This window comes from Patescibacteria group bacterium (genome assembly GCA_041667185.1).
Taxonomy (GTDB): domain Bacteria; phylum Patescibacteriota; class Patescibacteriia; order SG8-24; family SG8-24; genus JBAYFM01.
Window position 1 is genome coordinate 85,881 of record JBAYFM010000001.1, and the last position, 20,047, is coordinate 105,927.

The window sequence follows — 20,047 nt, forward strand, 5'->3', positions numbered from 1 at the left end:
GGTCCTCTCGGACCGCTCTTTTTTGTTGCGCGGGAGCGGTAACAGGTTGACCGGTCGGTTGCGCTGTGTTAACCTCACTCTCCGGACATAAGAATAGCGGCTCCGTCGACCCCCTAGTGCGCCAAGGCAGGGGGCCTTTGGGCATATCATATGGATTTCAAGTTAAGTTCGAAATACCAGCCTGCGGGCGATCAGCCTGAGGCCATCGAACAGCTCACGCGCGGCGTTGGCGCGGGTTTGCGTTACCAGACGCTTCTTGGCGTGACCGGTTCCGGCAAGACCTTCACCATGGCGAACGTCATCGCCCGGTCCGCCCGTCCGGCGCTCGTCATCGCTCATAATAAAACGCTCGCGGCCCAGCTCTGCAACGAGTTCCGCCAGTATTTCCCGAAGAACGCCGTCGAATATTTCGTCTCTTACTACGACTACTATCAGCCGGAGGCCTACTTGCCGACGTCCGACACTTACATCGAGAAAGAGGCGATGATCAATCAGGAGATCGATCGGTTGCGGCACGCCGCCACGCAGGCGCTTTTGACGCGCCGCGATGTCATCATCGTCGCGTCCGTATCCTGCATCTACGGCCTCGGCGCGCCGGAGGTCTATAAGAAAATGCACGTGCGGCTGGAGATCGGGATGGAACTCGACCGCGCCGGACTCCTGCGCCACCTCGTTCAGACCCAGTTCGAGCGGACGACCTCGGACTTGAAGCGCGGCTCGTTCCGGTCGCGCGGCGACGTCGTCGAGATTATGCCGGCGAGCGAAGAGATCATTGTCCGCGTCGAGCTGAAGCGCGGCCGCGTCGACGCCATCCTGATCATCGATCCGGTCACGCGCAAACAGCGCGAGCGGGCCAAGGAATACTGGATCTTCCCGGCCAAGCATTTCATCACTTCCGGACCGGAGCGCGAGCGGGCGATTCAGGCTATCCGCGCCGAGCTCAAGGAGCGACTCGCGGTGTTCGAGAAAGATGGGAAGCTGCTTGAAGCCGAGCGGTTGGAGCGGCGCACGAATTTCGATCTGGCGATGCTGGCCGAGGTCGGTTATTGCCACGGCATCGAGAATTATTCGCGGCCCTTGTCCGGCCGCGCTCCCGGTTCGCCGCCGGAAACGTTGCTGGATTATTTTCCCGAAGACCTGCTCGTCTTCATCGACGAGTCGCATGTGACCGTGCCGCAGCTCGCGGGCATGTCCAATGGCGACCAGGCCCGCAAGAAGACCCTGATCGAATACGGTTTCCGGCTGCCGTCGGCGGCTGACAATCGTCCGCTGCGTTATGAAGAGTTCGCGGCACGCATCCCGCAGACCGTTTACGTGTCGGCTACTCCGGGCGATCACGAGCGCCGGGTTTCCGCGGCTGTCGTCGAACAGGTCATCCGGCCGACCGGCCTCATCGATCCGCTCGTGACCATCCGTCCGGTCACGGCGCAAGGGGATGCGCCCGGCCAGATCGACGACCTCATCAGCCGCATCGAAGAGCGGGTGAAGAAACATGAGCGCGTGCTCGTCACGACGCTCACGAAGAAAATGGCCGAGGACCTGACCGAATATCTGAAGGACAAGAAGATCAAGACCAGCTATCTCCACAGCGACATCGTCACCATCGATCGCGTGAAGATCCTGACCGAGTTCCGCCGCGGCGTCTTCGATGTGCTCGTGGGCGTGAACCTGCTGCGCGAAGGCCTCGATCTGCCGGAGGTGACGCTGGTCGGCATCCTCGACGCCGACAAGGAAGGCTTCCTCCGGAGCGACACCTCGCTCATCCAGACCATCGGCCGCGCGGCCCGGAACGTGAACGGCGAGGTCGTGCTCTACGCCGACGAGATCACCGGTTCGATCGGGCGCGCGGTGGCCGAGACTGATCGCCGCCGCGCCAAACAGCTGGCTTATAACGCCGCGCATGGCATCACGCCGCGGACGATCAAGAAAGCCGTGCACGACATCATGGGCGAACTGGCCAGGAAAGACGAGAAACTGGCGAAACAGATCCTGGAGATCGAGGCGGCGCCGGAGGATCGGCCGCTCGCGGAGATCATCGAAGAGAAGGAGAAACAGATGCGCGCCGCGGCCAAGGATCTGGAGTTCGAGCTGGCGGCCGTGTTGCGCGACGAGCTGAAAGAATTGCGGAAGATTTTTGAGAAAGGCGGAGGGCGCGGAACCGACACTGGTTCTTTGCCGCGCCGGAAGTCCCGGCGGGCGGCAGCGTATCCCGCTCATAGGGGCAGGCGGTAAGCCGGAGGCGTTCCTTTCATCAGACGACGGAAAAGCACATGCGTTCGCCGCCTCGCGGAAGAAAAAGAAAACCCCGCCAAAAAGGCGGGGCAAGACTTGAGTTGTCGGCTATCCAGCGAACAGCCACTCGATCTGGAGATCGGTCAGGCCGCGGTGCCGGAGTTCGGTGCGGATAGACCTGGATTCGATCAGCATCTGGCGGACGCCGTCGACGGTCCACTCTCCGGATTCGAAGGTCCGTTGCAGGTCCTTCAGCCGGACGATGAGTTCCCTCGCCGTCAGTTTGCGCAGGTCGGGATCAGTCACGGGTCTTCGTCTTTCTGCCGGCGGAAACCAGCGGTTCGGCGGCGAGCAGATTGTCGAGATCGAGAGCGATCACCCGGAAGACGCGGGCGGAATCCATCGACAATTGGCCGTCCGCGACGAGCGCCGCCTCCATGAATTCGTTGAGGCGCGCGACATCTTCGCTGATCTGCCGCAGGATGCTCTCGCGCGAGATGCCGGTCCGCGGTTCGTCGTCGGCCAACGGTTCGTCCAGGTCGCAGCGGCGACCGATGATCCGGCGGGCTTCCCGCAGCCGTTCGGCGATGCCGGCGAAGTCGGCCCGGCGCGTTTCCTCGAGTTCGGCCTGGGCGGCGTAGAAGTGGTTGATCACGTCAGTGGCGATTCCCAGCATCAGCTGCTTCTCCAAGGTTTTCACCATCGTTCACTCCTTTGTTTTTGCAAGGAACATTATCGCCCGGTTACCCGGTCGAACGGACTATACTACCCTAACTGGCAAAAAAATGCAAGACTCCGCTGCCGGTCCGGCCGGTTTCTGACCAAACTTATGCAGGAAAATATCATCATCCGCGGCGCTCGCGAGCATAACCTGAAGAACGTTTCCGTGACGCTGCCGCGCAACAAAATGATCGTCTTCACCGGTTTGTCGGGCTCCGGCAAGTCGTCTTTGGCGTTCGACACCATCTTCGCCGAAGGGCAGCGCCGCTACGTCGAGTCGCTGTCGGCCTACGCCCGCCAGTTCCTCGGCCAGATGAGCAAGCCGGATGTCGACGAGATCGAGGGCCTGTCGCCGGCCATCTGCATCGACCAGAAAGCGCATTCGGCCAATCCGCGCTCGACGGTCGCGACGATCACCGAGATCTACGATTACCTACGCGTGCTCTACGCGCGCATCGGCCGGCCGCACTGTCCGAGCTGCGACAAGCCGATCCGCAAGATGACGGCCGAGGAGATGGTCGACCTGATCGCCAAGGAAGCCGCCGAAGCCGCGGCCAAACTCGGACCGACGCCGCCGGAGGACGCCGAACTGCTGATCCTGGCGCCCTTGGCGCGCGGCCGGAAAGGGGAGTACCACCAGCAGCTGTACGATCTCTATAACAACGGCTTCTCGACCGTCCGCGTCAACGGCCGGCTGCGGTCGCTGCGGACGCGCCTCGTGCTCGATCGCAACATGCGGCACACGATCGAACTCGTGGTCGACCGTTTTGCCGTCAAGACGATCGCGGCCGGCGGCGCGGAGTTGCGCGCCCGGATCGCCGAGGCCGTCGAGATCGCGCTCAAGCACGGCAACGGCCTGGTCCAGGCGGTCCACTCCGACGGCGAGGAACGCCTGCTCTCGAGCGAGTTCAGCTGCGCGGATTGCGGGTTCTCTTTTCCGGAGATCGAGCCGCGGTTATTCTCATTCAACAGCCCTTACGGCGCCTGTCCGGCCTGCCACGGTCTCGGGGTCAAGGATTTTTTTTCGACCGACCTGTGCGAGGCCTGCGGCGGCGCGCGCCTGCGCAAGGAAAGCCAGTTCGTCCGCGTCGGCGGCAAGAGCATTGTCGAATTCGCGGCTCTGGATATCGGCCACGCGGCGGAATTCATCGTCGGACTCGGCCTCACGGAGCGCGAGACTGAGATCTCCGAGGTCATCCTGAAGGAGATCCGCGGCCGTCTCCGATTCCTGAACGACGTCGGCCTGCATTACGTCACCCTGAATCGCACGGCCGGCACGCTCTCGGGCGGCGAAGCCCAGCGCATCCGCCTCGCTTCGCAGATCGGTTCGAAACTCGTTGGCGCGCTCTACGTGCTCGACGAGCCGACCATCGGCCTGCACCAGCGCGACAACGAGCGGCTGCTCGCGACGCTCAAGGAGCTGCGCGACGCCGGCAACACTATCGTCGTCGTCGAACATGACGAGGACACCATCTTGGAAGCCGATTACCTGGTCGATTTCGGCCCCGGCGCCGGCAAGCACGGCGGCGAGATCGTCGCGGCCGGGACGCTTGCGGAGGTCCTGAAGAATCCGAAGTCACTCACGGCCCTGTATCTCACCGGCAAGCGGAGTATCCCGACGCCGGCCGTCCGCCATACGAAGAACCGCGACTCCATCAAGATCCTCGGGGCTGCGGAGAACAACCTGCGGCACGTCGACGTCGAGGTGCCGCTGCGCCGCTTCGTCTGCGTTACGGGCGTCAGCGGTTCGGGCAAGAGCACGCTCGTGAATGAGATCCTTTATAACGAGCTCTCCAACCGCCTGAATCACACCCAGTACCAGGTCGGCAAGCACCGCAAGATCCTCGGCCTCGAGTATCTCGACCGCGTCGCGCTCGTCGATCAGTCGCCGATCGGCCGCACGCCGCGCTCGAATCCGGCGACTTACACCGGCGCGTTCACTCATATCCGCGAGCTGTTCGCCGCCACCGAAGAAGCGCGGCTGCGCGGCTACCGCCCCGGCCGGTTCAGTTTCAACGTGCCTGGCGGTCGCTGCGAGAATTGCGAAGGCAACGGGACGCTCGCCATCGAGATGCATTTCCTGCCGACGGTCTACGTCACCTGCGACGTCTGTCGCGGCCGCCGCTTCGATCGCGAGACGCTGGAAGTCAAATTCCGCGGCAAGAACATCCATGAGGTGCTGGCCATGACCGTCGAAGAAGCGGATAAATTCTTCGAGGATATCCCGTTCATCCACGACAAGTTTGGCGTGCTGAATCGCGTCGGCCTCGGTTATCTGGAGCTCGGCCAGGCGGCGACGACACTCTCGGGCGGCGAAGCCCAACGCATCAAACTGGGCTTCGAGCTGTCGAAGCGCTCCGCTGGCCGCACACTCTACCTCTTCGACGAACCGACGACCGGCCTGCACTACGAGGACATCCGCCGCCTGCTCGAGGTCCTGCACGAGCTCGTCGAGCGCGGTAATTCCGTCGTGGTCATCGAGCACAATCTCGACGTCATCAAGACTGCCGACCACATCATCGATCTCGGCCCGGAGGGTGGTGACGGCGGCGGCCGGATCGTGGCCACGGGCACTCCCGAGGAGGTCGCCAAATACGGCGATTCGCATACGGCGAAATATCTCAAGCGGACGCTGAAACTGTAAGAGCCGCCAGCACCCGAAATAAAAAAATCAGGCGCTCCGAGCGGAGCGCCTGTTATCAGTTATCCCGAAGGATCAGGTTTTCGAAGAGTTCGTCGATCTTTTCCGGCGCCGGCAGATTGCCGGCTTCGTGATCCAGTTTGTTGCGGCGCGGCAAGATCCGTTGCGCGACCACTGTGTCCGTGGCGACGGGGAAGCGTTTGACCGTGAACGTTGTGTCCGGCTGGTTGTCAGACCAGACGTCCGACCAGTCGTCTTCCGCCGCTGCGATGACCGTGATCTCCGAGTCGTCGATATAGGTCGGTCCGTCGGCGGCGATGACTGGTCCGGCCGGCGATTCCGGAGGGATGATGACCCTCGGGTTCGTAAAGCTGGGCGCGGCGACGGGTTGGAAGGACGGTGCTCGGGACAGAGGTAATTGCCGGCGAACGTTGTCGCCAGCGGCATTTGTCGGCGCGTTTTTGACCGTTTGGCGAGCCTGCAAGGAGAGGATCCCCAGCGTGCGCCGGCTGGCTCCAGTCTCATACAACTCGAAACCCTCGCGTTCAGCCAGGTTCATCACGAGCTTGACGAGTACGGGAACCTGTATCACTTGTTCGAGGTTTTTCGAACTGGCCGCCTGGCGGATGCGCCGCACCAGTTCGCGGGCGCGCTGAAGCGCCCACATTCTTTTGCTGCGCTGGCGTCGTCGGATAACGGCGAGTACGACGCAAGTTCCGATGCTGACGAGCACCAGGAAGATCGCCATGACGGCGAGATGGCTCGGTGCTTTGTAAAGGAACATTTTGGTCACCCTCCTATGTCCGACATGGACGATATATTTAAGCCTAAATGGCGTCTTTTGTCAAGATGACGCCGCCAGTGTTGGTTGTTGCGGCCCGCGGCGGTCTTGCCGTCTGGGCCGGTTCATCCATCGTTTCGTGTTGAACCAGGCCGGTTTTCGTGGGAATATGGACTGATTCCGGCCTGAACCGGCGGTTCCAGTTCCAGTCGGACGACCTATGGCGATACCCGACGATATCAAGATCAAGGGCGGCGAGCTGCCGGCTGTCCCCGGCGTTTACCTGATGAAAGGCGAACGCGGACGGCTGCTTTATGTCGGCAAGGCGACCTCGCTCCGGTCGCGCGTTTCGAGTTACTTCGTCCGCCCGGCTGACGCCCGGATCGCCAAGATGGTCACGCTCATCCGGCGCATTGATTATCTGCCGACGCCGACGACCATCGAAGCGTTGGTCCTGGAGTCGCGGCTCATCAAGAAATACCAGCCGCCGTATAACATCCTGGAGAAGGACGACAAGAGCTACATCCACCTGGCTTTCACCCGCGAGCCGTTCCCACGGCCGGTCATGATCCGGGGACATGAACTCGCGCGCATGCCCAAGCGGCAGTTTTTGCGCGTCTTCGGACCGTTCGACAGCGCGAGCGACGTCCAGGCCGCGCTCGACGCGCTGCGCCGCGTGTTTCCCTGGACGCTTTGCCGCCCGGGCGCGAAGCGGCCGTGCTTTTATCGCCATCTCGGTTTGTGCCCTGGGGTCTGCACCGACGAGATCTCATCCCGCGATTACCGGCGCATCATCAGCCAGTTGTTCCTGTTCTTCGACGGACGCCGCAGCCGGGTGCTCGCCGAGATCGAACGCGCGATGCGGGTGGCGGCGGCCGCGGAAAATTACGAAGAGGCCGCCGCGCTGCGCAACCGCTTGCGCCAGCTCGGCCACATCCAGGATATCGCCGTCCTGCGCCGCCGCGACGCCGGTCTCGACCAGTTCGTCGACGCTTTCGGCCGCATCGAGGGTTATGATATTTCGAACATCGGCGGTCGGCAGGCGGTCGGCAGCTTAGTTGTCTTCGAGGACGGCCGGCCGCGCAAGACCGAGTATCGCCGCTTCATCGTCCGGACGGAGCGGGACGCCGGCGATGTCGCCATGCTCGCAGAAGTGCTTGAACGCCGCTTCCGCCATGCGCCGCCGCGGCGAGGCGGGGGAGCGGGCGCGCCTCGCGGACGCTGGCCGCTGCCGGATCTGATGCTCGTTGACGGCGGTGCCGCGCAGGTCGCCGCCGCCCGCCGGGTGCTCAAACGCCATCGGCTCGATCTGCCGGTCATCGGCGTCGCCAAAGGCCCGGATCGCAAGCGCGACGAGCTGATCTACGACCACGGCGACCACGAACTGGCGCGTCTCGCGGCCGCGGTGCGGCCGCTCTTCCAGCGCGTCCGCGATGAAGCGCATCGTTTCGCTATCACGTTCCATCGCCGTCGCCGCGCCAAGGAATTTCTGCCGGCCGTATGAAGATCTTCACGTTCCAACGCCGCTCGTCGGTCGTCCTGGCCGCGCTCATGATTATGTGGATCGCGGGTTTCAATCTGTTCCTGTCGTCGCCCAATCGCCATTTCGTCTGGCTGGCCAATTCCTTCGCCGCCGGCCGTCTGGATATCCCGGCGGAGAAGCTCGGGGAGGCGGGGATGACCGATATCGTGATGAAGGATGGTCGTTTCTACTGGCCGCTCGAACCGCTGCCGGCCGTGCTCATGATGCCGCTCACCCCTTTCGTCGCTGAAGAAAATCTGCAGCAGGTCGCGCAGATCCTGGCGTCTTTGGCACTGCTCGGCTTGGCGTTCCTGCTCGCGCGGCGTCTCCGCTTCAACGACGATGACGCCGTTCTTTTCGCTTGTCTCTTCGGTTTCGGTTCCATGACCATCGGCGTCATCTCGATCAACGGACCCTGGTATCTCGGCAATACTGTGGCCGCTGTTTTCGTGCTCGCGGCCGTGCTGGAGACACGCGGCCGGAATCGCCCCTGGCTCGTCGGCCTCCTGGCTGGCCTGGCCGGACTCTCCCGCCTCACGGCCGGGATCGGAGCTTTCTATTTCATCCTGCTCGAACTCCTGGCCCGCCGCGGCCGTCGCGAAAAACTGCGCCGTCTGGCCTGGCTCGCCTTGCCGGCTCTCGCGGCGATCACGCTCGCCGCGGCCTACAATTATGGCCGTTTCGGCGGCTGGTTCGATACCGGCCACAAGGACCATTTCCTGTTGCCAGCTGGCCGCGAGGCCTGGCACGTGGCTCGCTACGGCTTATTCAACGCCGTTTATTTCCTGCGCAATTTTTATTTTTATTTCCTGAAGCTGCCGGAACTCTACGGCTGGCTGCCGCTGGTCCATCCTTACGGGGTCAGTGTTTTTGTGGTCGCTCCGGTCTTTCTGTACGCCTGGACAGCTGATCGCCGCCGGCCGGAATTCATCGCCGCCCTCGTCGCTTCGCTCGCACCGTTCGCCGTCTACCTGACGTATTTCACCACTGGTTTCTGGCAGTTCGGTCCGCGCTACGTGTTGGATATCCTGCCGTACTGGTTTTTATTAGTGCTCTTGTCCTTCGAAAAGTCAGGCTTGCGGCAGCGCCATCGCTTGATGATCATGGCGAGCGCCGCGCTGAACTGCGTCCTGTTCGTCATCTTCCTGCTCCACTACGATCTGAAAGTCATTTGAACGCGCCTGTATGTTTCTCATCGCCCATGCCGCGATCGGCGCCGCTGTCGCGCCACTGACCGGTTCGCCGCTGCCGGCTTTTTTTCTCGGCTGGCTCACGCATTATCTTGCTGACGCCGTGCCGCACGGCGATGAGAGCCTCGGTCGCTGGGCCACGGCCCGCGACGGGATCAGACGTTTCGTTTTTTTAGCTGGCGTGGATTTCCTGCTCGTCGCCGCGATTCTCGCGATCGTTTTTGTCGCGCGCGGTTTTGACTGGACGATCCTGGCCGGAGCCGTCGGCGCCACGGTGCCGGATTTCATGTGGGGTCTGGAAAAGACTTTCCAGCGCCGCCTGTTCGGGCCATTTCAAGATTGGCACGGGTTGGCGCACGGGATCATCAAGAAAAAAATTCCGACCGCCGCCGGCCTCGCGCTGCAATTTCTTGTCGCGGCGGCGTCATGGTTTTGGGTCGCGGGAGCGGGAAGGTGAACGGAGCGGGGGAGAGATAAAATCCTGAATATTCGCTGATGCGGAGGCTGTCCGGCCTCTGTATTTATTTTAGCTATTTTTCAATAGTCTTTACCTTGCGCTTCGGGATTTAAGGATTTCCACAACCTCGACTCCTCATCTGGTTGCGTGGGGAATATTGGTGTATACTAGAACTAAGGTGGTTTAAAGTGGGGATAAGTGGGGATAAGAAGGAATAAAAGCAGCTGTGGATAAAAACTTTTAAGCACGGCTGCTGCACAAAAATCCAAAACCATGTTCATCGGCGAATATCAGCACACTATCGATGAAAAAGGGCGGCTGGCCATTCCGGTCAAATTTCGCGCTGAACTTCGCAAAGGCGCGGTCGTGACCAAGGGGCTTGATAGCTGCCTTTTTGTGTACTCGCTCGCCGAATGGAAGAAGCTGGCCGCGAAGGTCGCGAGCCTGCCGTTCAGCCAGGCCGATAACCGCGCTTTCTCCCGCCAGATCCTCGGCGGCGCCATGGATGCCGAACTGGATGCTCAGGGGCGGGTGATCCTGCCGGAATATCTTCGCCGTTTCGCCGGTCTCGCCAAGGACACCGTGATCACCGGGCTCTACGATCGCCTGGAGATCTGGGACAAGGCCGCTTGGACGAAGTATCAGACCGAGACGGAGAAGAATTCCAACGAGATCGCCGAGCGGCTCGGCGGTATCAGCGTCTGATCGCCGCGGGCGCGTTATGGTCGCGGCGGATGATTCGGTTCAGAGGCACGTTCCCGTTCTTTTGAAAGAGACGATTGAAGGTTTAAGGCTTCAAGCCGGCGATAATGTCGTCGATTGCACGGTCGGAGCCGGCGGTCATGCCGCGGCGGTCCTCGAGAGGACGTCGCCCGGCGGCAGGCTGCTGGGATTCGATCTTGACGAAGCGGCGCTTGAAGCGGCCCGGAGACATCTCGAACGTTTCGGTTCGCGCGCCATGCTTGTCCGCGAGAACTACAGGAACGCCGAGCGGGTCCTCCTCTCCCGTGACTTCGGGCCGGTTCACGCGGCGCTTCTCGATCTGGGTTTTTCGTCCCTGGCGATCGACGATCCAACGCGCGGGTTCAGCTTCCGCTTCGACGGGCCGCTCGACATGCGGTTCGACGATCGCGATGAGCTGACGGCCGCGGCCATCGTCAACGGCTGGAGCGCGGACGAACTGGCCGAGATCTTCGTGCGGTACGGCGAAGAACGCTACGCTCGGCGCATCGCCCAGGCTATCGTGGCCGCGCGGCGGCGCAAGCATCTGGTGGGCACGTTCGAACTCGTCGAGGTCATCGCCTCGGCGGTTCCGGGCGACTACCGGCGCGGCCGGCTGCATTTCGCCACGCGCACGTTCCAGGCCCTGCGGATCGCCGTGAACGACGAACTCGGCAACCTGAAGACCGCGCTCGAGGTCTTCGATCGGCGGCTCGCTCCCGGCGGGCGGCTCGCTGTGATCTCTTTTCATTCTCTCGAAGACCGGATCGCCAAACAATTCTTCGCCGAAGGGGAGCGGGCCGGAACCTGGGAGATCCTGACCAAGAAACCCATCACGCCCGGACCGGAGGAAGAAGCGGCCAACCCGCGCGCGCGGAGCGCCAAACTACGCCTTGCTATCAAGATCTGACGGTTATGACCGACCATCGTTACAACCAGAGAACGGCACAGACGGCCCTGAGCGGCTGGCCCTTCTGGTTCGGTAACTTCCGGGTCATGAACATCGTCATCTTCGCCGCCGTCGTTTCCCTGTTCGTCGGTTATCTGGCCCTCAACAACCAATCCGCAGCCTACGGTTTCCGCCTCGGCGCCATCGAGCGCCGCATCGCCGATCTGGAGGAACAGCGCAAGCGGCTCGATTTCGAGATCCTTGGCCGCCAGACCATGGGCAATATCGAGAGCCAGGTGCTCGAACTCGGTTTCGTTCCGGTTTCGAAGGTCGAATATCTGAATGGCGCGGCCGGCGCTGTCGCCTTAAATAGCCAGTAGCCATTAGTCATCAGCCAGCGGCCAAGCAGCCAGTCAGCCGACGCCGGTTCAAAACCGGGCGTTTTTTTGTTATAATATTAAATAAGTAAAGCTCACTATGGTCGTCTCCAATGCCTTGCTAGCGATCCGGATCCTGGCGGTCGACGCGGTCGCGTCGCTGCTTTATTTTCCGGTCTGGTGGTACACCGCCGGCGCTTGGAGGATGGCGCGTCATGCGGCCGGCGTCGTCGGCGGCTTCGCGAGGTCTTTCGGGGTGCGGGTGTGGCTCAAGAACCTGTTCCGGCCGATGTACGGCCAGTACGATTTCGCCAGCCGGATCATCAGTTTCTTCATACGGCTCGTGATGATCATTTTTTATTCCGCGGTCCTGGCGATCCTGAGCGCGATCATGGCCGCGTTGTTCCTGCTCTGGCTCGCGATCCCCGCGGTCATCGTTTACGGACTGGGGATCCAGATCGTCGGCCTGATCAAAGACGCCAAACCATGAGCGCTGAAAAGAAAACCATCGAGGTTTCCGACTTACTGGTCTGCCCGCGCTGCTCCGGCCGGGCTTCGGACGGCCTCCGGCCTTGTCCGGCCTGCCGCGGTCTCGGATCCGGCCTGCCGCACGCCGGCCTGTTCCTGTATTGGGGCCGCCGCGTGGACGGTTTCACGATCAGGCTGGCGAAATTGCGCGGCGCGCTCGATCTCGCTTTTGATCTTCTTCTGGGTCTGACCGCGCTCGGCGGCCTGGTCCTGTTGTTGTGGCTCGCGCGTCTCAGCCAGCCCGCGGATTGGTTCACTTGGTATTTCTGGGAGTTGCCGCATCGGCATCTTCTCGGTTTTTGGACCGGCGCTTTGTGCGCTTGCCTGCTGTATTATCGCCGCGTCGCGGCGGCCGCCAAGCGCGGACAGGTTCGGAAGCGCGAACGCGCCCGGCCCGGCCGCGCCGCCGTCGAGCCGGAAGCGATCCTGCTGGCGTCGTCCTGGGACTGGGATCGCGTCGCGAAACTGCGGCGCGCCGATCGGATCGACGTCGCCCGGGCCTACAGCCGCGAGGCGGGCCAGGCGGTTGACGCGGCCTTTTTGCTGGCGCGCCGGCTCGGCCACGCCGAAGTGCGGCCGGTTCATGTGTTCGGCGCTCTGCTTTCGACCGTGAAGGTCTCCGTGATGTTCGGCCGGCTCGGCTTGAATTTCGCCAGGTTCCAGGATCAGGTCAGCCGGATGCTCGGCCAGTTACCGGTCGACCGGCAGCAGACCGTCATTTCCGAGACCGTGCGGCTGTGCCTGCTCGAAGCTTACGCCGAGGCTTTCAACAAGAACCAGCCCGAAGTCGGCCCGCTCGAATTGTTCCTGGCCGTCTTCCGCCGCGACGCCTCGCTGCAGGAATTGCTGTTCGATCTGGGCGTCGACGCCGCGAAGATCGATAATGTCGTGAGTTGGATCCGGGTCAATGATCTGATCGTGCGGCGCCTGCGCCGATTCTCTTCGGCCGCCAAGAACAAACCCAAGACGGCGATGAACCGCGCCATGACCGCGGTCGCGACGCCGTATCTCGACAGCATCAGCCGGGACCTGACGCTCGCGGCGGCTTACGGGCATTTCGCGCCGGTCATCGATCGCGACCCGGAGTTCGAGGCGATGTTCCGGATCATGGAAGGCGGTCATCGCAGCCTGGTCATCGTCGGCGAATCCGGCGTCGGCAAGGAGACTCTGATCCAGGGGTTGGCGCAGATGATGGTCGAAGAGGACGTCCCCGCGATCCTGCAGGATCGGCGGCTGCTCAGGCTCGACGTGGCGCAGCTCGTGTCCGGAGCCAGCGCGGCCGAGGCCGAGGAGCGGCTGTTGAACGCGCTCTACGAAGTGGCGCGCGCCGGCAATATCGTGCTCGCGGTCCCGGACGTGGCCGGCATGACCGGGATCACCGCTGGTTCCGGCGACAGCATGGACCTGTCGCGCGTCTTCGCGAACGAATTAGCCAAGGGTTATTTCTTCGCCATCACAACCGCGACGCCGCGGGAATATTCTTCCGCGATCGAGAATTCGCCGCTCGGCCGCTCGCTCGTGAAATTGGAACTGCCGGAGACCGACGTGAACAAAGCGATCCGGATCCTGGAAGCCAAGATCGGCGTCATCGAGTATCAGAACGGCGTTTATTTTTCTTATGACGCCGTCGAGGCCGCCGTGACGCTCGCCGACCGCTACCTGAACGATAAGTTCCTGCCGGAGAAAGGCATTCTCATGGCCCGCGAGGCCGCGGCCGCGGCCAAAGCCGCGCGCGGCGCGAACGCGGTCGTCGGGCGCGACGACGTCGCCGGCGTCATTTCCGAGAAGACGCACATCCCGCTCAAGACCCTGACCGAGGAAGAATCGCACAAGCTCCTGAATCTCGAAGCGCGCATGCATGAGCGGATCATCGGCCAGGAGGCGGCCGTGCGATCCGTGGCTTCGGCCATGCGCCGCGCCCGCGCCGAGCTGCGCGAACAGACCCGGCCGATCGCCAACTTCCTGTTCCTGGGTCCCACGGGCGTCGGCAAGACCGAGCTTGCGAAGACACTCGCCGAGGTCTATTTCGGCAACGAGGAGGCGATGATCCGGCTCGACATGTCTGAGTACCAGGATAAGCAGTCCTTGTACCGGCTCGTCGGCGAACCGGCCGGCGCCCAGGCCGGTGGCATCCTCACCGAGGCGGTCCGCAAACAGCCGTTCTCGCTGATCCTGCTCGATGAGATCGAGAAAGCCAACCCGGACATCCTGACCGTCTTCCTGCAGGTGATGGACGACGGCCGGCTCACGGACAACATGGGCCGCACCGTGGATTTCACCAACGTCATTTTGATCGCCACTTCGAACGCCGGCGCCCAGTATCTCCAGGACGAGCTGCGCCGCGGCACGGCCGTGGCGGCCGTGAAAGAAGGTCTGATCAGCCGCGAACTCAAGACCTATTTCCGGCCGGAGTTCCTGAATCGTTTCGACGACATCATCGTCTTCTCGCCCCTCTCGCAGCCGGAGATTGAACAGATCGCGCGGCTGATGCTCGCCAAGGTCGCGAAGCGGCTGAATGAAAAGGGGATCGCCCTCGAGGTTACGGACGCCGCGGTCAAGGATCTGGCTGCCGCCGGTTTCGATCCGGTCTTCGGTGCGCGGCCGCTCCGTCGCGTCATTCAGGACAAGGTGGACAACGTCATCGCCGAAGCTTTGCTTGCTGGCAAGCTCGGCCGCCGCGATCGCATCATTTTGGATAAAGACGGCGCGATCCGGGTGGAGAAAGCGGCGAGGTTGTGAGTAAGTGACGGAGTCAGGGAGTGACGAAGAGACGGAGCGATCGTATATGAACGATAAAACGGAGGCCTCCAGCCGCCGTTTTTTACCATGTTTCGGCCAAATTTTATATTTCCACTGACTCCGTCTCTCCCTGACTCTGGAACTCCCGCCGGGATTGACAAAACGCCTCTTTTATGCTATTTTATCTAGTTCTTCAAGCTCAAAGCTTGTTGAATGATCTTTGAAAGATAGTGATAACAGCCGGACAGCGCGCATGGTGCGTGTTGTCCCGAAAACCGAGCGCCGGTAGACCGGCGGGGCTTTTTGGCCCAAGGAGCGTCCGATGAAGAAGCATACTTTGGTAGCGCATCTGAGTCCTGATCTCGAAGTCCTGTTCATGATCCACCTGATCCGCAGCGACGAACGCGTGCGCGAGCGCCTCGATGTCGAGGACTGCCCCGCACTGAAGTTCATCCCGGCGGGTCCGCTCTCGGCCGACGATTGGTCCAAGACCGAGATGGATCTCACGGTCGAAGAGCTCGAGGCTCGTGGCTACCTGTTCCTGGATTGCGGCGGCGGTCTGCTTGACCAGCACGGCAAGCAGAGCCTTCTCCGGAATTCGATGAGTTCGCTCGATCTCCTCGTGCATTACGCCGAGATCGACAAGAACCGTCCGGAACTCCTGCCGATCGTGAGCGTCATCTCGCAGAACGATCTCAGTGGTCAGGACATCGTCCGCGACCAGAAGTATCGCCAGAGCCAGACACCGCATACGCCGCGCCACCTGCGCAACGTCGTGCTGGGCTGGAACCTGATGTACTTCGGCTATCCCGAGTATGTGGTCGCATTGGCCAACACTGCTTTTTGCAGCATCGGGCGTCTGCTCGTCGAGAAGCATCTCAACGGGGATCGCGACATTCCGATGGCGGAAGTTCGGCAGTTGTTTCTGGCCGACGAGATCGTGCACGGCGCGTTTTCCGACCTCGCGTTCGGCGAAGCTGGCGGGTTCGACACCTCGGCGGCCGAGAAAGAGTCGGTTGAGTTCCGCGAGGAGGTCGAGGCCGGTCTCGACGCCATGGAGAAAGAGTGGGATCTCGGTGCTCGGGATTATCTGAAGCGGACCAAGATCGTGCGCACGGCCTACAGCAAAGAGGTCGAAGGCGCGACGGTCTGCCGCCAGATCGCGATCGTCTACGGGTCCTCCGATTCGTCGCGCTTCGGAGCGGTCACTCGCTTCGGCAACGAGTCGCAGGGACATCGCGGCCGGCCGTATCGGCAGATCGGCGAGCGTCCGAAGGCTGACGTCACCATCCAGTTTTACGGTCCTGGCCGGTTCCTGGTTTCGACCAAGGGCATCGAGCTCGGCAAGGTCGCCGCAGCCATCCGCCGCCTCGACCTGGTGCGCAAGGGCGTGAAGCTTGATGAGGCGCAGCAGGACCAGCTCGGCAACACCGGACATCTGATGTTCACGAACAGCCAGAATGCCGAGGTTCAAGCGATGTATCTTGCGGAGTATCGCACCGCTTTCGGGAACGCCTTCCGGGCTAATCCGCGCGCGGCTGCAGTCGCTCTCACGGAAGACGAGATCGTTGATCTGACGATCAAGGCTTTGTCCGGCAGCAAGTAGGCCGGCAACAGCGGTCAGTAAGATAAGATAGGCTTTCGGGCGCGTTCCTCTCTGGACGCGCCCGATTTTTTTATAGAGACGAAGTCAGGGAGAGACGAAGTGGGGGAGTATCACCACTCCAGCACTCCTGTACTCCAGCACTCCTGTACTCCTGTACTCCTGCACTTCAGCACTCCTGTACTCCCGCACTCCGTCTCTCCCTGACTCCCAACTCCTCTTATTGACACCTTTCCCGCCCCGATATATCCTGATTAGCACTCAGAGGTATCGAGTGCTAACTCGGCGAGCCTATGCCAGATCAGGCGGACAAGCGCAAAAAAAGGGTCTTCCGCGCCGTGGTGCGCGAGTACGTGGAATCGGCCGAACCGGTCGGCTCTTCGACGATCGTCGTGAAATACCATCTCGGCGTCTCGCCGGCCACGATCCGTAACGACCTCGCCGAACTGGAGCAGGCGGGCTTGCTTGAACAGCCGCACACTTCCGCCGGCCGCGTGCCGACCGAGCGCGGTTACCGTTATTACGTCCAGGAATTCGTCGGCCGCGGCGGCGTGCCCAAGAACGAGCAACAGCTCATGGTCGAGGCTGTGCGTGAGCTCGAACAGAGTTTCGAGCAGGCCGTGCGCAAATTCACGCGGACCGTTTCCGGCTTCACCGACGAGGCGGTGCTCTTGAGTTTCGGTCCCGACCGGACCTATCTCTGCGGCCTTTCGAACCTGTTCCAGAAACCGGAATCGCGCGACGGCGATCTGCCGGTCGCATTCTCCAAGGTCATCGATGATATCGACGATGTCGTCGCCGAAGCGACCGGTCGGCTCTCGTCCGGCGTCTCGGTGCTCATCGGCCGCGAGAATCCTTTCGGCGACCGGCTGAGCTGCGTCCTCACTAAACTCGAATCGCCGGAGGCGGGCGAGGGGCTGTTCGGCATCGTCGGCGCCCAGCGTATGGATTACGACGCCAACGTGGCGCTCGCGAATTTCATCCGCGATCTTTTGTCCAAAAAATAATATCTATGGAAGAGCAACAGCAACCACACGCCGCTTCGGAGCCGTCAGCAGCCGATGATAGCCAAGAGCTGACATCGGCCCGCGCCGAAGCCGTCGACAATCTCGCCGGCTGGAAGCGCGCCAACGCCGACTACGCGAATCTGAAGAAAGACATGGAACGCATGCGCGAGGAGTTCACGAAGTTCGCCTGTGGCTCGCTCGTCGCCGAACTCCTGCCCGTGCTCGACAGTTTCCGCAAGGCGGCCGCAGGGCTGCCGACCGGCGCTGATGGCGGACCGCCGGACGTCGCGCAACTCCAGCAGTGGGTCGGCGGCGTGGACCGGATCCGACAGCAGCTCGAGACAGTCATGAAGAAAGCCGGCGTCACGGCGATCGAAGCCGCGGGAGCCGAGTTCGATCCGGCGCTCCATGAAGCCATGATGACGCGCCGACAGGAAGGGGTCGCCTCGGGCCAGGTCGTCGAAGTGCTCGAGACCGGCTACCGGCTCCACGATCGCGTCCTGCGCGCGGCCAAGGTCATCGTCGCGGAATGATAATAATGAAAATTTCCCCATAGCCACCACTAACGATCCATCATCAATATGCCAAAGATCCTCGGTATCGATCTCGGAACGACGAACTCCTGCATGGCCATCATCGAAGGCGGTCAGCCCAAGGTCGTGGAAAACAAGGAAGGCGCCCGCACCACGCCGTCGGTCGTCGCCATCACCAAGACCGGCGAACGCCTCGTGGGCCAGCTCGCCAAGCGCCAGTCGGTCGTGAATCCGGAGAATACCCTGTATTCCATCAAGCGCCTCATCGGCCGCCGCTGGACCGACCCCGAGACTCAGCATGAGGCCAAACTTTTGCCGTTCCGCATCACCCAGGCCGGCGACGGCGTGAAGGTCATGATGGGCGGCAAGGAACACACGCCGCAGGAGATCTCCGCCATGGTGCTCCAGAAGATGAAAGCCGACGCCGAAGAGAAGACCGGCGAGAAGATCACTGAAGCCGTCATCACCGTGCCGGCCTACTTCGACGATGCCCAGCGCCAGGCGACCAAAGTCGCGGGCGAGATCGCGGGCCTGAACGTCAGACGCATCATCAACGAGCCGACCGCCGCGGCGCTCGCTTACGGCTTCGACAAGAAGAAGGGCGGCAAGATCGCCATCTACGATCTCGGCGGCGGCACTTTCGACGTCTCCGTGCTCGAGATCAACGAGGACACGGTCGAGGTGAAGTCCACGAATGGCGACACTCATCTCGGCGGCGACGACTTCGACCAGCGCCTCATCAAATGGGTCATCGACGAGTTCCGCAAGTCCGAGGGCATCGACCTCTCGAAGGACGTGCTCGCGGTCCAGCGCATCAAGGAGGCCGTCGAGAAGGCCAAGATCGAGCTGTCGACCGCCATGGATACCGAGATCAACCAGCCGTTCATCACCTCTGACGCCGCCGGCCCGAAACATCTGATGATCAAGCTTTCCCGCGCCAAGCTCGAGGAGCTCGTGGGCGACCTCGTGGAGAAGACGCTGGAGCCGTGCAAGAAAGCGCTCGCCGACGCCAAGCTCGCGGTCGGTGATCTGTCGGAAGTCGTGCTCGTCGGCGGTATGACGCGCATGCCGCTCGTCATCCAGACCGTCGAGAAATTCTTTGGCCGCAAGGCGAACGTTAGCGTGAATCCGGACGAGGTCGTCGCTTTGGGCGCGGCTGTCCAGGCCGGCGTGCTGCAGGGCGAGGTCCGCGACGTGCTCTTGCTCGACGTCACGCCGTTGTCCTTGGGCATCGAGACCTTGGGCGGCGTCATGACCAAACTCATTGATCGCAACACCACCATCCCGACCTCGAAGTCGCAGGTCTTCTCGACCGCGGCTGACAGCCAGAGTTCGGTCGAGATCCACGTGCTGCAGGGCGAGCGCGATTTCTCCGCCGACAACAAGACGCTCGGCCGCTTCATCCTCGATGGTATCCCGCCCGCGCCACGCGGCATTCCGCAGGTCGAGGTCGCTTTCGATATTGATGCGAACGGCATCCTGTCCGTCAAAGCTTCGGACAAAGCCACGAAGCGCGAACAGAAGATCGTCATCACCGCCTCGACCGGCCTCTCGAAGGACGAGATCGAGCGGATGAAGAAGGAGGCCGAGCTCCACGCCGAAGAGGACAAGGCCAAGAAGGAGCTGGTCGAACTCAAGAACAACGCCGAGACGATGATCTACACGACCGAGAAGATGCTCAAGGAGTACGGCGCCAAGATCCCGGAGGCCGATAAGAAGTCGGTCGAGGAGAAAGTCGAGGCTTTGAAGAAAGTGAAGGACGGCACTGATAAGGAAGCCATCAAGAAAGCCGCCGACGAACTGACGAACGTCGCCACCAAGGTCGGCGGGGAGATGTATCAGAAAGAAGCCGAGGCCGCGAAGGCCGCGGGTGCCGCCGGCGCCGCGCCGGGCGCGCAACCGGGAGCCGGGGAGCCGCCGAAGAAGGATGACAAACAAGGCCCCATCGACGCCGAGTTCACGGAGAAGAAGTGATCTGCCGCAGGCAGGTCATAGCGCGGCGAGGTGCCTGGCTCCCCGCGGGTGCCTGGCACCGAAGCCGCCTTCTGGCTCGGCCCGTGTCACCGGACACCTCTGATTAAACAGCTCATTAATTTGATCACTAACTT

At 62.1% G+C, this 20,047-nt stretch carries 17 protein-coding genes; 14 read left to right on the forward strand and 3 right to left on the reverse strand.

Annotated elements, in window-relative coordinates; genetic code table 11:
• Positions 1–150: 150 nt before the first annotated feature.
• Positions 151–2,232, forward strand: a complete 2,082-nt coding sequence (gene uvrB / locus WCT10_00455; protein ID MFA6603293.1) for an excinuclease ABC subunit UvrB — start codon at positions 151–153, stop codon at positions 2,230–2,232.
• A gap of 108 nt (positions 2,233–2,340) precedes the next feature.
• Here uvrB and WCT10_00460 read toward each other — a convergent pair whose 3' ends face one another.
• Positions 2,341–2,538: a hypothetical protein gene (locus WCT10_00460; GenBank protein MFA6603294.1), complete on the reverse strand. Its 198-nt coding sequence runs from the start codon at positions 2,536–2,538 to the stop codon at positions 2,341–2,343.
• On the reverse strand, positions 2,531–2,935 hold the full coding sequence (locus WCT10_00465) for a hypothetical protein (protein MFA6603295.1): 405 nt from the start codon (positions 2,933–2,935) through the stop codon (positions 2,531–2,533). Before WCT10_00465 ends, WCT10_00460 begins: the two co-directional genes overlap by 8 nt.
• 126 nt (positions 2,936–3,061) lie before the next feature.
• Here WCT10_00465 and uvrA point away from each other — a divergent pair, with 126 nt between their 5' ends.
• Positions 3,062–5,596 (forward strand): excinuclease ABC subunit UvrA, encoded by a 2,535-nt coding sequence (gene uvrA, locus WCT10_00470; protein ID MFA6603296.1) that lies wholly within the window; start codon positions 3,062–3,064, stop codon positions 5,594–5,596.
• 55 nt (positions 5,597–5,651) lie between these two features.
• Here uvrA and WCT10_00475 read toward each other — a convergent pair whose 3' ends face one another.
• Positions 5,652–6,377, reverse strand: a complete 726-nt coding sequence (locus WCT10_00475; GenBank protein MFA6603297.1) for a hypothetical protein — start codon at positions 6,375–6,377, stop codon at positions 5,652–5,654.
• A gap of 217 nt (positions 6,378–6,594) precedes the next feature.
• Between WCT10_00475 and WCT10_00480 the strand changes: the two genes are divergently transcribed.
• The 12 genes from WCT10_00480 to dnaK all read left to right on the forward strand — a co-directional run bounded on the left by WCT10_00480 (position 6,595) and on the right by dnaK (position 19,913).
• Entirely contained in the window at positions 6,595–7,878 is a 1,284-nt protein-coding gene (locus tag WCT10_00480) for a UvrB/UvrC motif-containing protein (protein MFA6603298.1), read from the forward strand.
• Positions 7,875–9,071, forward strand: a complete 1,197-nt coding sequence (locus tag WCT10_00485; GenBank protein MFA6603299.1) for a hypothetical protein — start codon at positions 7,875–7,877, stop codon at positions 9,069–9,071. The genes WCT10_00480 and WCT10_00485 overlap by 4 nt, the downstream gene beginning before the upstream one ends.
• A 10-nt stretch (positions 9,072–9,081) precedes the next feature.
• Positions 9,082–9,543 carry a hypothetical protein gene (locus WCT10_00490; protein MFA6603300.1) on the forward strand — a complete coding sequence of 154 codons (462 nt, stop codon included), beginning with the start codon at positions 9,082–9,084 and terminating at the stop codon, positions 9,541–9,543.
• Positions 9,544–9,816: 273 nt separating this feature from the next.
• Complete coding sequence (gene mraZ, locus WCT10_00495; GenBank protein MFA6603301.1) at positions 9,817–10,248, forward strand: division/cell wall cluster transcriptional repressor MraZ; 432 nt, start codon at positions 9,817–9,819, stop codon at positions 10,246–10,248.
• Between the two features lie 16 nt (positions 10,249–10,264).
• Complete coding sequence (gene rsmH / locus WCT10_00500; protein ID MFA6603302.1) at positions 10,265–11,173, forward strand: 16S rRNA (cytosine(1402)-N(4))-methyltransferase RsmH; 909 nt, start codon at positions 10,265–10,267, stop codon at positions 11,171–11,173.
• Between the two features lie 5 nt (positions 11,174–11,178).
• Positions 11,179–11,532 (forward strand): hypothetical protein, encoded by a 354-nt coding sequence (locus tag WCT10_00505; GenBank protein ID MFA6603303.1) that lies wholly within the window; start codon positions 11,179–11,181, stop codon positions 11,530–11,532.
• Positions 11,533–11,629: 97 nt separating this feature from the next.
• Positions 11,630–12,019, forward strand: coding sequence for a hypothetical protein (locus tag WCT10_00510; GenBank protein MFA6603304.1), 390 nt, complete (start codon positions 11,630–11,632; stop codon positions 12,017–12,019).
• Positions 12,016–14,796 (forward strand): ATP-dependent Clp protease ATP-binding subunit, encoded by a 2,781-nt coding sequence (locus WCT10_00515; protein MFA6603305.1) that lies wholly within the window; start codon positions 12,016–12,018, stop codon positions 14,794–14,796. Before WCT10_00510 ends, WCT10_00515 begins: the two co-directional genes overlap by 4 nt.
• A 322-nt stretch (positions 14,797–15,118) precedes the next feature.
• The gene (locus WCT10_00520; GenBank protein MFA6603306.1) at positions 15,119–16,402 is read left to right on the forward strand and encodes a hypothetical protein; all 1,284 of its coding nucleotides are present in this window, start codon (positions 15,119–15,121) and stop codon (positions 16,400–16,402) included.
• Between the two features lie 290 nt (positions 16,403–16,692).
• Positions 16,693–17,406: a DeoR family transcriptional regulator gene (locus tag WCT10_00525; protein MFA6603307.1), complete on the forward strand. Its 714-nt coding sequence runs from the start codon at positions 16,693–16,695 to the stop codon at positions 17,404–17,406.
• A 5-nt stretch (positions 17,407–17,411) separates the two neighbouring features.
• Positions 17,412–17,939 carry a nucleotide exchange factor GrpE gene (locus WCT10_00530; GenBank protein MFA6603308.1) on the forward strand — a complete coding sequence of 176 codons (528 nt, stop codon included), beginning with the start codon at positions 17,412–17,414 and terminating at the stop codon, positions 17,937–17,939.
• Positions 17,940–17,987: 48 nt separating this feature from the next.
• Positions 17,988–19,913 carry a molecular chaperone DnaK gene (dnaK, locus tag WCT10_00535; GenBank protein MFA6603309.1) on the forward strand — a complete coding sequence of 642 codons (1,926 nt, stop codon included), beginning with the start codon at positions 17,988–17,990 and terminating at the stop codon, positions 19,911–19,913.
• Positions 19,914–20,047 lie beyond the last annotated feature (134 nt).